This is a genomic window from Marinomonas sp. TI.3.20 (assembly GCF_038155025.1).
GTDB classification, from domain to species: domain Bacteria; phylum Pseudomonadota; class Gammaproteobacteria; order Pseudomonadales; family Marinomonadaceae; genus Marinomonas; species Marinomonas flavescens.
The window spans coordinates 1-14,721 of the sequence record NZ_JBAKAS010000015.1 but is presented as its reverse complement, the minus strand read 5'-3'; the positions used below and the strand labels follow the sequence as shown (position 1 = coordinate 14,721).

The window sequence follows — 14,721 nt, the reverse complement described above, 5'->3', positions numbered from 1 at the left end:
GGATGAAGTGAGTATGGATGTTAACTCAATGGATGAGTCGTTTAACAGGATGTAAAGCGATAATGGGTGGCTTAGGCCGCCCTTTTTTTGTGCTTGAGTTTTTACCGTATTTCTCTGTGTTTTTGAAATAAAAAAAGCGACATAAATGCCGCTTTTATATGGTTAATAATAAAATGAATTATTAACGTTCTAAGTATTCAAGTTTGTCTTCAACGCCATCCCAGGTTGCTGCATCAGGCATTGCTTCTTTCTTTTCTGCAATGTTTGGCCAAATCAAAGCAAGATCCTGATTCAACTCAACAAAAACTTCTTGATCTTCAGGAAGCTCATCTTCAGAAAAAATGGCATTTGCTGGACATTCAGGTTCGCAGAGAGCGCAATCAATACACTCATCGGGATTGATGACCAAAAAATTAGGGCCTTCGTAAAAACAGTCTACAGGGCAGACTTCAACGCAGTCAGTGTATTTACAGCGAATGCAGTTATCGGTAACGATGAAAGCCATTCGACTTCTCCTTACAAGCTATTAAGTATAATTATGCGCTATTTTAGAGGCATAGGCGGTGTTGCATCAAGCAGCAATCGCTTATCCTCTACATTTATCTGATCTTAGCTTATTCAAACTTTTCTCAAAATTCAGATTTCAACCGATACAATTCGTTAATGGCTTGTTGCGGTGTCATGTTATCTAGGTCTAATTCACTTAGCGCTTCTTTCAATGCGTTTTGATCAGCTTGGGCAAATAGATCCGGTTGCAGTGGTGAATAAGCGGCCTTAGTTTCTTTTACTTTTACCTGTGGCGTTATCTCAGGAGTCGTCTCGGTATCTACGCCCGTGGTGACTTCTAGTTGAATGAGCCTTTGTTTTGCATGGCTGATGACGTTTCTCGGAACACCTGCGAGCTGCGCAACTTGTAAGCCATACGATTGACTTGCTGGCCCTGGATGAACTTTATGAAGAAAGACGATTTCATCTTCATACTCGGTTGCTGTTAAGTGAACGTTAGCGGCATTGTCGAGTTGTTCTGCTAGTGTCGTTAATTCGAAGTAATGTGTGGCAAATAGTACGTAGCACTTTAAGTGATTAGCAAGATAGTCAACGGCCGCCCATGCAAGCGATAAACCGTCGAAGGTACTGGTGCCGCGACCTACTTCATCCATTAATACCAAGCTCTGTTTGCTAGCATTGTTGAGGATGTTGGCAGTTTCTGTCATTTCTACCATAAAGGTAGAGCGGCCACCTGCCAAGTCATCTGAAGAGCCCATACGGGTGAAAATACGATCAACCACAGAGATCGAAGCGCTTTCAGCGGGAACAAAAGATCCTGTGTGTGCTAAAAGAGCAATCAAGGCAATTTGTCGCATATAGGTCGATTTACCGCCCATGTTAGGACCTGTGATCATCAACAGGGAGCGCTTTTCATGCATGTCCAAATCATTTGGAACAAAAGGATCTGAAATAACCGCTTCAACCACAGGATGACGACCACCTTGGATCTGAATGCCGCCACGGTTGTGCAGTTCTGGGCAAGCTAGGTTCAAGGTGTCTGCACGTTCACTAAAGGTGTTTAGGACATCTACTTGAGCCAATGCTTGGCTTGTCGTTTGTAATTCAGTAAGTGATCCATTTAGCTGGTCGAGCAGGTCTTCGTATAGTTCTTTTTCACGCGCAAGGGATTTTGATTTGGCACTTAATGCTTTGTCTTCGAAGGTTTTTAGTTCAGGCGTAATGAAGCGTTCTGCATTTTTTAGTGTTTGGCGACGAATGTATTCCACAGGTGCTTGGTCTGAATGTAAACGACTAATTTCAATGTAGTAGCCATGAACCCGATTGAAACCCACTTTGAGAGAGCTGATTCCGGTGCGTTCTTTTTCGCTGCGTTCCATTTCAGCTAGATAGTCGGTGGCGTTGGTAGAAAGAGACAGTAGTTCATCTAATTCTTCGTCATAACCTTTAGCAAAAACGCCACCATCACGTACCACTGAAGGTGGGTTTTCCACCAGAGCGCGGATGAGTGTGTTGGTCATGTCGGGTTGAGCAATAATACGAGCGTTTAACTGCGCTAGTCGCTCAGCTTGCGCTGGGGCAAGAAGCTGATTAATTTCTGGCACGGCTTCTAAAGCCAACCTCAACCTGAGTAAATCACGTGGACGGGCGGATCGAAGAGCTACGCGCGACAGAATACGTTCAAGGTCACCAATTTTTTTAAGAGGACTTTCTAATGTGCTGTATAAATGTTGGTTTTTCAATTCGCCAACAGCCTGCTGGCGAGCTTGAATCTCATCAAGGTCTCTTATTGGCGTGTGTAACCAGCGTTTTAGCAAACGACTGCCCATAGGAGTGGCGCATTCATCCAATACACTGATCAGTGTGTTGCTTGTGCCGCCACCAAGATTAACGTCGATTTCCAAATTGCGTCGAGTGGCGCCGTCAATCAGTACGGAATCGTCTTTGTGTTCGACCGTGATCGATTGAATGTGTGGTAACGCAGAGCGCTGTGTATCCTTCGCGTATTGCAATAGTGCACCAGCCGATGCCACTGCTGCCGTTAGTGCCTCACAGCCAAATCCCGATAGGTCTTTGGTATTGAATTGTTGGATCAGTTGGCGGTAGCTGGATTCATAGTCAAAATGCCAAGGGCCAAGCTCGGATACACCTTTTTCTAGATTGATGATTTTGCGCGCGGGAAAGTCTTCAGAAATGAGGATTTCTCTCGGTGTTAGGCGTTGTAGCTCGCTAGCGAGGGCATCATATCCATCCACTTCAAAGACGCAAAAGCGTCCACTGGCCATGTCGAGATAAGAGAAGCCAAAAACATCTAGGCCTTTTCTGTTTTGATGGGCGATGGACAGTAAAAGGTTTTCGCGTTTTTCTTCTAAATAGGCTTCGTCACTGATAGTGCCGGGGGTCACAATACGTGCCACTTGGCGCTCAACAGGACCTTTGCTCGTGGCAGGGTCGCCAATTTGTTCCACGACCACCACAGACTCACCAAGTCGAACCAAGCGAGCGATGTAGTTCTCAGCCGCATGGAATGGAATACCCGCCATTGGAATGGGTTGACCAGCAGAGGATCCGCGTGCGGTTAAAGTGATATCGAGCAATTGCGATGCGCGCTTTGCATCGTCATAGAATAGCTCATAAAAATCACCCATCCGATAAAATAGTAATTGCTTAGGGTGCTGAGACTTTAAACTAAAGTATTGGCGCATCATGGGCGTGTGATTGTCTGGTGACGTTTTACTCATGCGGTTTGCTCGATTGTGATCTAAAAATAAGAGCGCTATTCTACGGGAAATTGAATCAGGATTTAAGGTGTGAAATAACATGAGTCGAATACAAGAAATGACGCAGGCGGCACGGCACGCTAGTGATGCGTTACAGCGCTGTGATTGGCAGCTGGTAACAGCAGAATCCTGTACTGGTGGATTGATTGGTGCCGTATGTACGGAGCTAGCAGGCAGCTCGGCTTGGTTTTTTGGAGGCGTGATCAGCTACGCTAATGCAGCGAAAGAAAACGCGTTGTCTGTACAGCGCAGCACCTTAGAAAGCGAAGGCGCGGTATCGGCCATGACGGTAAAGGAAATGTGTACGGGCGCGTTGTTATTAGGGGGAGATGTCGCTGTTGCCGTCAGTGGTGTGGCTGGGCCGTCGGGAGGCTCTGAAGAAAAGCCTGTTGGCTGTGTGTATATTGGTTGGAAAATAAAAGATCAGGAAGCTGAAGCGGTGCGTTTTCAATTTTCTGGTGACCGCCAAAGTATTCGAGAGGCCACTGTGATTGCAGCCTTAGATGGAGTGGCAGAAAGGATTTTGCAGCGTAAAAAATAATACTGTTTTTATATACAGTATTTCTTGAGATTCTGAAAAAAAAACGCTAGAGTTACTCACAACGAAAATTAGCCACAAGGATTCCACTATGTCATCTATTGCAGACAATAAGAAAAAGGCGCTAGACGCAGCGCTGTCTCAAATCGAGCGTCAATTTGGTAAAGGCGCCATCATGAAGATGGGCGAAGGTGCTAAGCTCGATATTGATACGGTTTCTACTGGATCGTTAGGTCTGGATATTGCGCTAGGTGCTGGTGGACTTCCTTATGGTCGTATTTGTGAAATTTACGGACCAGAGTCCTCAGGTAAAACAACATTAACGCTAAGCGTGATTGCAGAAGCTCAGAAACAAGGCAAAACTTGTGCGTTTATCGATGCCGAGCATGCTCTTGATCCTTCTTATGCGGAAAAGTTAGGCGTGAACATCGCTGATCTTTTGATCTCTCAGCCTGATACGGGTGAGCAAGCGCTTGAAATCGTAGATATGTTGGTTCGTTCAAACAGTGTTGACGTAATCATTGTCGACTCTGTAGCCGCTTTGGTTCCTAAGTCAGAAATTGAAGGCGAAATGGGCAGCTCTTCTGTTGGTGTTCAAGCACGCTTATTGTCACAAGCGATGCGTAAGCTAACGGGCTCAATCAAAAATGCCAATTGCTTGGTGATCTTTATTAACCAAATTCGTATGAAAATTGGTGTGATGTTTGGTTCACCAGAAACAACGACTGGTGGTAACGCACTGAAATTCTACTCTTCTGTTCGCTTGGATATTCGTCGTATCGGATCGGTTAAGCAGGGTGAAGAAGTGATTGGTAACGAAACGCGAGTTAAAGTGGTTAAAAATAAGATCGCTCCTCCGTTCAAACAAGCAGAATTCCAAATTCACTATGGTGCGGGTATTTACCGTATGGGTGAGATTATTGATTTGGGTGTGAAGCAAGGTTTTGTTGATAAAGCCGGTGCTTGGTATGCCTACGCAGGCAATAAAATAGGCCAAGGTAAAGCGAATGCTGCTCAGTTTTTAGCGGATAATCCAGACATAGCTAAGGAAATTGAAGGTAAGGTTCGTGAGGACTTGCTGCCTAAAAAAGAATTACCTGGCGAGAAAAAAGAAGTAGATGCAGAAGACGCTGTAGAAGATTAATTAATTTTATTATTAATCTGGACGTGTTTTCGAAACAAGCAGGCTTTGATAAAGCCTGTTTTTTTGTTTATAGGGAAGCGTGAGGGAGAGGTTAAGTGCTCGTTTTACTGTTCGTTATCAGGTTCAAGTGCGTATTTGATTTGATCAAAATTGAAGCCTCGATATTGTAGATAGCGTATTTGTTTGCCCTTTTCTTTAAAGTCTTTGTATTTACTCTCGCCAAACTTTCTCTCTTTTAGTTCTTTTGCCAGTTCAAACCAGTCAGCCCCACTGTCTTGGATAGCTTGATTTGCCTGCTCATCCATAATGCCTTTTTGTTTTAATTCTTGTTTTATTCTTAGTGCGCCTAGCGGCTTATTTATTCGACTGCGCACAAATATTTCTGCAAAGCGTGGATCATTAAGATAGTTAATTTCGAGCAGAGATTGGATGGTTGTCGTGATGTCTTCTTCTGTATGTCCGCGTTGCTTTAGCTTGGTTTGCATTTCTTTAATTGAGTGTTCGCGCCCGCCTAGTAGAATCAATGCGTGGTCCATTGTTGAAGGTGTTTTATACATTGATTTTTTCTCTTGGTTTGATGTTTTCTTATTTTAGCATTTATTAGATGACTAACGACCTTCTTTTTCTTTATAAATCTCTAGATAATAACAATTAAGTAGTTATATAAACCTTATATCGTTAATAAATAAGATGAACAAACTACATATCTTATGAAAGAATGCCCATATCGACTTTGATTATTTTAGGTGTATTTGTATGCAAGCTTGTGTATTGGGTGCTGGTGTAGTTGGGCTGACTTCGGCCTATTTTTTAGCCAAAAAAGGTTATCAGGTAACAGTGATAGATCGTCAACCTGGAGTTGCATTGGAAACAAGTTTTGCAAATGCAGGACAAATCTCTCCTGGCTATTCTGCGCCATGGGCTGCGCCAGGTGTGCCATTAAAAGCCATTAAGTGGTTAATGCAAAAACATTCTCCTTTTCGAATTAGTCCTGAGCCAGAAATGAAGAAACTTATTTGGATGGGGCAAATGCTGTCTAACTGTACAGAAAAAGCCTATGACGTGAATAAGTCTCGTATGATGGCCTTGGCAGAATACAGTCGCGATCAATTCGTAGCGATGCGTAAAGACATTGGTATTAAGTACGATGATGGTCAAGGTGGTACTACTCAATTGTTCCGTAAGGATGCACAAGTAGAAGCGTCAGCAAAAGACATTAAAGTATTAGAGGCGCTTAATGTTGCTCATCAGGTACTAACTCCAGCACAAATTTTAGAAGTGGAGCCAGGATTGGCACCCGTAATTGATCAGTTTAAAGGCGGACTTCGCCTTATCGGTGATGAAACTGGCGATTGTTTTATGTTTTGTCAGGAGCTGAAAAAGCACTGTGATGAATTGGGTGTTGTTTTTAAATTCAATACTTCGATTGATAAATTAGTTGTGGAAGGTGGAAAAATTCGTGCCGTTAAAACAGATCAAGGTGATTTAGAGTTTGATCAGGTTTTAGTTTGTCTGGGCAGCTATTCAAAAGAATTATTAAAAGTAATTGATATCTCTATTCCAGTTTACCCTGTGAAAGGCTATTCCTTGACAGTACCTATCTCGGATAATCGTTTTGCTCCAACATCGACAGTAATGGATGAGACTTATAAAGTCGCCGTTACTCGTTTAGGCGGACGTATTCGTGCCGCTGGAACAGCAGAATTGAATGGTTTTAATTTAGATTTGCCAAAAACACGAACTGAAACGATTACTCATGTAGTGCGCGAGTTGTTTGGACAAGGTTGTGAATTGTCTGACGCTGAGTACTGGACAGGTTTACGACCAAATACGCCAGATGGTACGCCGGTTGTTGGTGCGAGTGGTGTGCAGGGGCTTTACCTAAATACCGGTCACGGCACATTAGGTTGGACCATGAGTTGCGGTTCAGCTGCAGTGATTGCCGATATTATGGCAGGCGATAAGACTGAAATTGACTCTCAAGATTTATCTGCAAAACGTTACAAATAATTAAGGATCATAAGATGGCTAGGCCACTTACGGCGACGATTGATTTAGATGCGATTCTGAACAATTATCGTTATGCAAAAAAACTTCAGCCTACATCAAAGGCATTTGCGGTTGTTAAAAGTAATGCTTATGGCCACGGGGCTGTTAAGGTTTCTTTATTTTTAGATGAAGAAGTGGATGCATTTGCGGTTGCGGCGATTGAAGAAGCGTTGGCGCTTCGAGAAGCCGGTGTTAAATCGCCCATTATGTTACTTGAAGGTGTGTTTGAGGCCGATGAATGGGCTTTGTGTGAGCAACATGGCTTCTGGGCAGCATTAGAAAATAAACAGCAGTTGTCTGAGTTGCTAAGCAGTGATGTAAAAATCGAAAAGATTTTTGTAAAACTTGACACAGGCATGCACCGTTTAGGTGTCGACATGGACGGTGCTAATGATTTTGTTGCTCAATTAAGAGCTTCAGGTCAAGTGGGTGAAGTATTGTTGATGACGCACTTTGCTTGTGCTGATGATTTATCCGATTCCGCAACAATGGATCAGCTAGCTTATTTCGAAAAAACACGCCAATTAATTGGTGGTATCGAAGCAAGTGTGGCGAATTCTGCTGCTGTTATGAAATGGAGTGTGCCTGAAGGTGGTTGGATTCGTCCTGGAATCATGCTTTACGGTATTTCGCCTTTCGCAGAAGTGGATGGACGCCAGCTTGGGTTGAAACCTGCCATGACACTGTCTTCCAAAGTCATGTCAGTTCGCTCTCTTAAAAAAGGCGATACAGTTGGTTATGGTTATGGTTATGAAGCATCAGAAGATCATGTGCTGGCAACTGTAGCCGCTGGTTATGGTGATGGTTATCCACGACATGCGAAAGAAGAAACGCCGTTGCAGATTGCTGGTCAGTCTGCATGTTTAGCGGGTCGTGTTTCTATGGATATGATTACTGTAAGAATGACAGACTTCAACTTGCGTCCTGAAATGGGTCAAGAAGTAGTGCTTTGGGGTGGTGAAGTGCCCGTTGAGCAGGTGGCTGATTATGCCGGAACTATCGGTTATGAATTGGTAACCCGAATGACTTCTCGTCCTAAATATCGTTATATAAATAGCGACATATCTAAGTAGTCCTACTGAGCAAAAGTGTCTTTTTATCAATGAAAGACGCTTTTGCTTAAGTTTTGTGCAAAATAAGCTTAAAATCTCCTCGGTTTCTTTTGAAAACACCTATCCTTTGCGTGTACTATTTTGTGCTTTTCATTGCACTGAATGAACTTTTCTTATAGACCATTCACGCATTTCAATTCGCCAGACAAATTAAGAGATAGAGACTCATCCAATTATGAAGAGTTCTGAGTTACGCCAATCATTTTTATCGTATTTTGAAAGTAAGCAGCACCAGATTGTAGAATCGAGCTCGTTGATCCCTGGAAATGATCCGACCTTGTTATTTACCAACGCTGGTATGGTCCAATTTAAAGACGTTTTCCTTGGTGATGATGTTCGCCCCTACACACGAGCGACGACTTCTCAGCGTTGTGTACGTGCCGGTGGCAAGCATAACGACCTTGAAAACGTAGGTTATACCGCGCGACACCATACCTTTTTCGAGATGCTGGGTAACTTTAGTTTCGGCGATTACTTTAAAAAAGAAGCGATTAGCTATGCTTGGGAATTCCTAACAGAGATTCTTAAACTGCCAAAAGAGAAACTGCTTGTTACTGTCTATGCAGACGACGATGAGGCCTTCGATTACTGGAATAAAGTCATTGGTTTGCCGGAAGAGAAGATCATTCGTATTGGTGACAATAAAGGTGGTCGTTACCAATCTGATAATTTCTGGGCGATGGGTGATACCGGCCCTTGCGGCCCTTGTTCTGAAGTCTTTTATGATCATGGTGAGCATATTTGGGGTGGGCCTCCAGGTTCTCCTGAAGAAGATGGCGATCGCTTTATTGAGATCTGGAACGTTGTATTCATGCAATTTAATCGTTCCGCAGATGGCACTATGGCGCCATTGCCGAAACCATCAGTTGATACTGGTATGGGGCTAGAGCGCATTGCGGCGATTTTACAAGGCGTTCACAGTAACTACGAAATTGATTTGTTCCAAAATTTGATCGCCGCCTCTGCGAAAGTGGTTGGCACAGATGATCTTTCTTCTAAATCTTTGCAAGTTATTGCTGACCATATCCGCTCATGTTCTTTTATGATCGTTGATGGTGTTATTCCTTCTAATGAAGGTCGTGGTTATGTGCTGCGTCGTATTATTCGTCGTGCTATTCGTCACGGTAATAAACTTGGCCAAAGTGGCGTGTTTTTCCACACCTTGGTAGACGCGCTTGATAAAGAGATGGGCGATGCCTATCCAGAGCTGCGCAAACTTAAAGAGCGTGTTGCTTCTATTTTGTTGAAAGAAGAAGAGCAGTTTGCAAAAACGCTAGACCAAGGTATGAAAATCTTGGAAGACGCGATTGCTAACCTTGGTGATGCGAAAGTGATTCCAGGTGAAACTGTTTTCAAATTGTACGATACCTTCGGCTTTCCAGCAGATTTGACTAATGATGTTGCGCGTGAAAATGGCTTAGAAATTGATGATGCTGGCTTTGATGCCGCGATGGAAGCTCAGCGTGCACGAGCTCGCTCGGCGAGCAACTTTACAATGGACATGTCTGGCAGTGTGCAGCTAGATGCGGTGACCGAATTTACGGGCTACGACCAACTTGCAGGTCAGTGTGAAGTCGACGTTATTTTGGTCGATGGAGAATCTGTTAATACGGTTGAAGCGGGTCAGTCTGCCGTGATCGTATTAAAAACAACGCCTTTCTATGCCGAATCGGGTGGTCAGGTTGGCGATCAAGGTTGGTTACGTGGTCCAGCCGCATTTAAGGTATCTAATACAACTAAATTGGCTAAAGCGCACCTTCACCATGGTGAAGTAAAAGAAGGTCGTTTATCTGTGGGTGATAAAATCACCGCAGAAGTGGATCGTTCCTTACGTAACGCGACGACGTTGAACCATTCGGCAACACACTTAATGCACGAAGCATTGCGACGAGTGTTGGGCGATCATGTTACTCAAAAAGGCTCCTTGGTAGACTCGGAGCGTTTGCGTTTTGACTTCTCTCATTTTGAGGGCGTCACCGCGGTTGAAATTGAACAAATCGAAGACATAGTAAATGAGCAGATTCGTTTAAATCGCCCGGTTGAAACAGATATCATGGATGTTGAGTCGGCAAAAGCGAAAGGTGCAATGGCTTTGTTTGGTGAGAAGTACGATGCAGAAGTGCGTGTTCTGACCATGGGTTCTGACTATTCTATTGAGTTGTGTGGCGGAACGCATGTTAAGCGTACCGGCGATATTGGCTTGTTTAAAATTCTTGTTGAGAATGGTATCGCTGCCGGCGTTCGTCGTATTGAAGCGGTAACAGGTAAGGCAGCTATTGACTCAACTCGTCATTTTGAATCAATACTTTTGAATGTTGCGACTCTTGTTAAAGGTAGCAAAGAAAATGCACTAGACAAGGTAGCTGCATTAAATGATCACGCCCGAGCATTGCAAAAAGAGCTTGATGTATTAAAGGGTAAAATGGCGGCTTTAGCTGGCGCAGATTTGGCTTCTCAGGCTGTCGATATTAATGGCGGTAAGCTATTGGTCGCTCAGGTAGACGTTAATGACCCTAAAGAGTTGCGTGATTTACTGGATGAGCTGAAAAGTAAGCTGGAATCGGCAGTGGTACTACTTGCTTCAATAAATGATGGCAAAGTAAGTTTGATTGCAGGTGTCACTAAAGAGTTAACGAAGAAAGTGAAAGCGGGTGACTTGATTAAGATGGTTGCGCCTTTGGTAGATGGTAAAGGTGGTGGCCGTCCTGATATGGCTCAAGCGGGTGGTAACAATCCTGACGCCTTAGCCGGTGCTCTTGCTTTAGTCCCTGACTGGGTTTCTGAAAGAGTGTAAGAAATATCTGCCCTGTTTGGGCTATTTATGTGGGTAAATAAAAGACTATGGCGTTGTTAGTTCAAAAATACGGAGGCACTTCAGTAGGCACAATAGAGCGTATTGAGGCGGTTGCAGATAGGGTGCATAAGCATAAGCAGCAAGGCGATGATATTGTGGTTGTTGTCTCTGCGATGAGTGGTGAAACGAATCGTCTGATCGAGCTTGCAAAAAGCATTCAATCGACGCCTAGTGCAAGAGAGATGGATGTATTGCTCTCGACTGGTGAACAAGTGACCATAGCGCTACTGTCTATGGCTTTGATGAAGCGAGGGCTAGATGCTCGCTCCTATACTGGGTCACAGGTTCGCATCACTACTGATAACGCTCATGGTAAGGCGCGTATTCAAGAGATTGATACAGAAGCTATGAGGTCTGATTTAGGCGCTGGACGCGTTATCGTTGTGGCTGGTTTTCAAGGTGCGGATCAATTTGGCAATATCACGACATTGGGGCGAGGTGGTTCTGATACGACAGGTGTTGCACTTGCTGCTGCGCTAAAAGCCGATGAGTGTCAAATTTATACCGATGTAGATGGCGTTTACACAACAGATCCTAGAGTGGTGGACAGCGCTCGACGATTGGATAAGATCACTTTTGAAGAAATGCTCGAAATGGCGAGTCTGGGGTCTAAGGTTTTGCAGATTCGCGCGGTCGAGTTTGCAGGTAAATACCAAGTGCCACTTAGGGTGTTGTCTAGTTTTATTGAGGGTGAAGGTACATTGATTACGACAGAAGAAAATAAAAATATGGAGCAACCAGCCGTTTCTGGTATCGCATTTAATCGTGATGAAGCCAAGCTAACATTAAAAGGGGTGCCAGACATTCCTGGGATCGCTGCCCGTATTTTGGGTCCGATCAGTGATGCAAACATTGAAGTGGATATGATTGTGCAGAATGTCTCTGCGGATGGCACAACTGATTTCACCTTTACGGCGCATCGCAATGATTATGATAAAGCATTGCTGATATTAGAAGGTATTGAGGGTGAGTTGGGTGCTCGCACAATCATTACGAATTCAAAAATAGCTAAAGTCTCTATTGTTGGTGTTGGTATGCGATCCCATGCCGGTGTAGCCAGTACTATGTTTCGAGCGTTAGCAAAGGAGTCTATTAATATTCAGCTTATCTCAACCTCTGAAATTAAAGTCTCTGTTATCATCGATGAGAAATACATGGAGTTAGCGGTACGAGCATTGCATTCTGCGTTTAAATTGAGTGATAGTGCGGCAGGTATTAGCGAAGTGTAACATTTTGTCACATCTTGGTGACAAATTGGTCTCAATATAACCGCAAAGTTGGGATGGCTTAATATAGATCTAAAAGTTACAATTCTTTTTGTAGGATTTGGCCTACAAGGTTCGTAGGCCAAATCTAGAAAATTATAAGGGAATAACAGGGAGAAAATATTATGCTTATTCTTACTCGCCGTGTTGGTGAAGCGTTGATGGTTGGTGATGAGGTATCTGTCACTGTTCTAGGTGTTAAGGGTAATCAAGTTCGTATTGGTATCAATGCCCCTAAAGATGTCTCTGTACATCGTGAAGAAATTTACCTTCGCATTAAGAAAGAACAAAGCGAACAAGATTTAGAAGAATAAATTTCGAAAAAAGGGTTTACAAAACAATTAAGGTGTTTATACTACGCCGCACTTGTTTGGAGAGTTGGCCGAGTGGCTGAAGGCGCGCCCCTGCTAAGGGTGTATGGGTTAACACTCATCTAGGGTTCGAATCCCTAACTCTCCGCCATTTCAAGTTGTCTTTTGAAAAGCTATCCTTTTTTAAAAGATAAGATAATTTATAGTGAGCACCCGTAGCTCAGCTGGATAGAGTACTCGGCTACGAACCGAGCGGTCAGAGGTTCGAATCCTCTCGGGTGCACCATTATAAAGAAAGTAATTTAAAGCTATCCTTTTAAATTTCTTTAGTTAAAAAGTTTTGAGCACCCGTAGCTCAGCTGGATAGAGTACTCGGCTACGAACCGAGCGGTCAGAGGTTCGAATCCTCTCGGGTGCACCATTACTAAAAAGTGCTTAAAGATTTCTTCTTTAAGTTCTTTGAAAAACGATTGAGCACCCGTAGCTCAGCTGGATAGAGTACTCGGCTACGAACCGAGCGGTCAGAGGTTCGAATCCTCTCGGGTGCACCATTCTTCAATTTCTTTTTTATTTCCTTATAAGTTTTTCATATATAAAATTTTCTTCTCTAAATAATTTACTTTTTCTTATTCTATTTCTGATTTCCAAAACATCCTTGTTTTTAAAAAATCTCATTCAGTCTTTCTATCAGTTCATTTGTGCTACTGCTTCTTCTTAGTGTCTGTAAGTGCTCTTTGATTGTTGGATATTCGAATCGAAGATGGCCACACCATTGTTTTAGTCTTCCTAAACTTGCTACTTCATCGTAGTGTTCTTTAAGTTGTTTGCAGTAACTGTTGAATAAATTAAGTAGGGCATCATTAGTGGTGGTTTGCTCTACGCCATTAAGTTGCGCTCTTATTTGTTTGAAAACAAAGGGATTATTTAGAGAGCCTCTGCCAATCATAAAGTGTTGGCATCCGGTAATGGCCTTGCAGCGCAATAAAGAGTCTGCATTGGTTATGTCTCCATTAGCAACGACCGTCATTTTAGTGCGATCTTGAATCAAGCCAATTTTTTCCCATCGTGCAGGTGGCTTGTAGCCGTCTTTCTTCGTTCGACCATGTATTGTCAATGTGCCAACACCTGCACTTTCAATAGCAGCGACATTGTCCAACAGTAATTCTTCATTTTCATAGCCTAAGCGTATTTTTGCGGACAAAGGGATATTTTCTGGCAATTGTTTTCGAATGTTGCTCATGATGTCATATAGCGCATCCGGTGTTTGCAATAATACTGAGCCGCCACCGTGGCCATTAACACGTTTTGCAGGGCAACCAAAATTCACGTCTATGTGTGTGGCTCCAGATTGCACTGCATTAAAGGCGCTTTCTCCCATCAGTTCGGCATTGCTACCTAGCAGCTGAGTATGTACTGGGTGATTGTGTTTGGTTTTTGCTTGATGGGCGTTTTCTGGTACAAGGCGCTTAAAGGTGTGAGCGGGTATGGCGTATTGGGTGACACGAATAAACTCTGAGACAAGATAGTCCATGCCGCCTACTTCAGATAGTAGATTGCGCATGGTGTGATCCATGACGCCTTCCATTGGTGCGACTGCGATTGTTGTTTTGTCTATTGGGTTTGAATTGGAAGAGGGGGTGGTAAAGAGTTGAGTCACTATTGATATGCCATGGATTGTTGGATAAAAGAGGTGAGTTTACCTCAGCTGTCTAATTAGATGTAAGAAGAAAGCGATTCAGTTCTGCTTTATTGGTTGATAAATAATCAAGAAGTCCATTTTTTGTTGGTTAATTGACCTATCTATCGTTTCTTTTAAATTAAACGTAATAAAACCACTTTTTTCTCGAAAAAGGGTTGCACTAAATCTGTAGATCCTTAATATACGCCCTCGCTGACACGGACAACGCTTCACAACAACGAAGACGATGTCTAGCTTACTAAGTAAGTCAACAGGTTAGTACGCTCTTTAAAATAGATAATCAGATAATTTGTGTGGGCGCTCATTGGAGTCTTCAGAAGATCATCGCCGTTCGGTTTACCGGAAGGTAGTTGATCAAAAAAATTGAAGTCTTACGAGAGTCTACACGGCAATCGCTTTATGTTGGTTTGTTGCTTAGGTGACGAATCGATTAAGTTATAGTTAGTGTAATACGATTTGAGT

At 43.2% G+C, this 14,721-nt stretch carries 11 protein-coding genes and 4 tRNA genes; 11 read left to right on the top strand and 4 right to left on the bottom strand.

Going from position 1 to position 14,721, the window contains the following annotated elements; translation table 11 throughout:
• Window positions 1-181: 181 nt before the first annotated feature.
• Together fdxA and mutS are read right to left on the bottom strand one after the other, a co-directional pair.
• Window positions 182-505, bottom strand: a complete 324-nt coding sequence (fdxA, locus tag V6259_RS14430; RefSeq protein ID WP_133013150.1) for a ferredoxin FdxA — start codon at window positions 503-505, stop codon at window positions 182-184.
• Between the two features lie 124 nt (window positions 506-629).
• Window positions 630-3,248, bottom strand: coding sequence for a DNA mismatch repair protein MutS (gene mutS, locus V6259_RS14425; protein WP_341585084.1), 2,619 nt, complete (start codon window positions 3,246-3,248; stop codon window positions 630-632).
• A gap of 79 nt (window positions 3,249-3,327) precedes the next feature.
• On the opposite strand from mutS, the gene V6259_RS14420 reads away from it, so the two are divergent.
• Both V6259_RS14420 and recA read left to right on the top strand, forming a co-directional pair.
• Window positions 3,328-3,828 (top strand): CinA family protein, encoded by a 501-nt coding sequence (locus V6259_RS14420; protein WP_133013148.1) that lies wholly within the window; start codon window positions 3,328-3,330, stop codon window positions 3,826-3,828.
• A gap of 88 nt (window positions 3,829-3,916) precedes the next feature.
• The gene (recA, locus tag V6259_RS14415; RefSeq protein ID WP_341585083.1) at window positions 3,917-4,969 is read left to right on the top strand and encodes a recombinase RecA; all 1,053 of its coding nucleotides are present in this window, start codon (window positions 3,917-3,919) and stop codon (window positions 4,967-4,969) included.
• Between the two features lie 104 nt (window positions 4,970-5,073).
• On the opposite strand, the gene V6259_RS14410 is transcribed toward recA, so the two are convergent.
• A complete protein-coding gene (locus V6259_RS14410; RefSeq protein WP_133013147.1) occupies window positions 5,074-5,526 on the bottom strand; it encodes a regulatory protein RecX in 453 nt (150 codons plus the stop codon).
• 199 nt (window positions 5,527-5,725) lie between these two features.
• Between V6259_RS14410 and V6259_RS14405 the strand changes: the two genes are divergently transcribed.
• From V6259_RS14405 to V6259_RS14365, 9 genes are all read left to right on the top strand, one after another.
• On the top strand, window positions 5,726-6,979 hold the full coding sequence (locus V6259_RS14405; protein ID WP_133013146.1) for a D-amino acid dehydrogenase: 1,254 nt from the start codon (window positions 5,726-5,728) through the stop codon (window positions 6,977-6,979).
• 14 nt (window positions 6,980-6,993) lie between these two features.
• Window positions 6,994-8,091 (top strand): alanine racemase, encoded by a 1,098-nt coding sequence (alr, locus tag V6259_RS14400; RefSeq protein ID WP_133013145.1) that lies wholly within the window; start codon window positions 6,994-6,996, stop codon window positions 8,089-8,091.
• Between the two features lie 214 nt (window positions 8,092-8,305).
• Complete coding sequence (gene alaS / locus V6259_RS14395) at window positions 8,306-10,924, top strand: alanine--tRNA ligase (protein ID WP_445928512.1); 2,619 nt, start codon at window positions 8,306-8,308, stop codon at window positions 10,922-10,924.
• Window positions 10,925-10,971: 47 nt separating this feature from the next.
• Window positions 10,972-12,213, top strand: a complete 1,242-nt coding sequence (locus V6259_RS14390) for an aspartate kinase (RefSeq protein WP_341585082.1) — start codon at window positions 10,972-10,974, stop codon at window positions 12,211-12,213.
• 161 nt (window positions 12,214-12,374) lie between these two features.
• Window positions 12,375-12,563: a carbon storage regulator CsrA gene (csrA, locus tag V6259_RS14385; protein ID WP_133013142.1), complete on the top strand. Its 189-nt coding sequence runs from the start codon at window positions 12,375-12,377 to the stop codon at window positions 12,561-12,563.
• 58 nt (window positions 12,564-12,621) lie between these two features.
• Window positions 12,622-12,711: transfer RNA gene (locus V6259_RS14380), tRNA-Ser, on the top strand.
• Window positions 12,712-12,769: 58 nt separating this feature from the next.
• Window positions 12,770-12,846: transfer RNA gene (locus tag V6259_RS14375), tRNA-Arg, on the top strand.
• A gap of 58 nt (window positions 12,847-12,904) precedes the next feature.
• A tRNA-Arg gene (locus V6259_RS14370) sits at window positions 12,905-12,981 on the top strand.
• Window positions 12,982-13,034: 53 nt separating this feature from the next.
• Window positions 13,035-13,111 (top strand) — tRNA-Arg (locus tag V6259_RS14365).
• Window positions 13,112-13,221: 110 nt separating this feature from the next.
• Here the strand turns inward: V6259_RS14365 and V6259_RS14360 are convergent.
• Entirely contained in the window at window positions 13,222-14,217 is a 996-nt protein-coding gene (locus tag V6259_RS14360) for a tRNA dihydrouridine synthase (protein WP_341585081.1), read from the bottom strand.
• Window positions 14,218-14,721 lie beyond the last annotated feature (504 nt).

Coding starts and splice junctions, on each gene's coding strand:
- alr (WP_133013145.1), top strand. CDS start 6,994: ATGGCTAGGCCACTTACGGCGACGATTGATTTAGATGCGATTCTGAAC.
- V6259_RS14405 (WP_133013146.1), top strand. CDS start 5,726: ATGCAAGCTTGTGTATTGGGTGCTGGTGTAGTTGGGCTGACTTCGGCC.
- recA (WP_341585083.1), top strand. CDS start 3,917: ATGTCATCTATTGCAGACAATAAGAAAAAGGCGCTAGACGCAGCGCTG.
- mutS (WP_341585084.1), bottom strand. CDS start 3,248: ATGAGTAAAACGTCACCAGACAATCACACGCCCATGATGCGCCAATAC.
- V6259_RS14390 (WP_341585082.1), top strand. CDS start 10,972: ATGGCGTTGTTAGTTCAAAAATACGGAGGCACTTCAGTAGGCACAATA.
- V6259_RS14420 (WP_133013148.1), top strand. CDS start 3,328: ATGAGTCGAATACAAGAAATGACGCAGGCGGCACGGCACGCTAGTGAT.
- V6259_RS14410 (WP_133013147.1), bottom strand. CDS start 5,526: ATGTATAAAACACCTTCAACAATGGACCACGCATTGATTCTACTAGGC.
- csrA (WP_133013142.1), top strand. CDS start 12,375: ATGCTTATTCTTACTCGCCGTGTTGGTGAAGCGTTGATGGTTGGTGAT.
- alaS (WP_445928512.1), top strand. CDS start 8,306: ATGAAGAGTTCTGAGTTACGCCAATCATTTTTATCGTATTTTGAAAGT.
- fdxA (WP_133013150.1), bottom strand. CDS start 505: ATGGCTTTCATCGTTACCGATAACTGCATTCGCTGTAAATACACTGAC.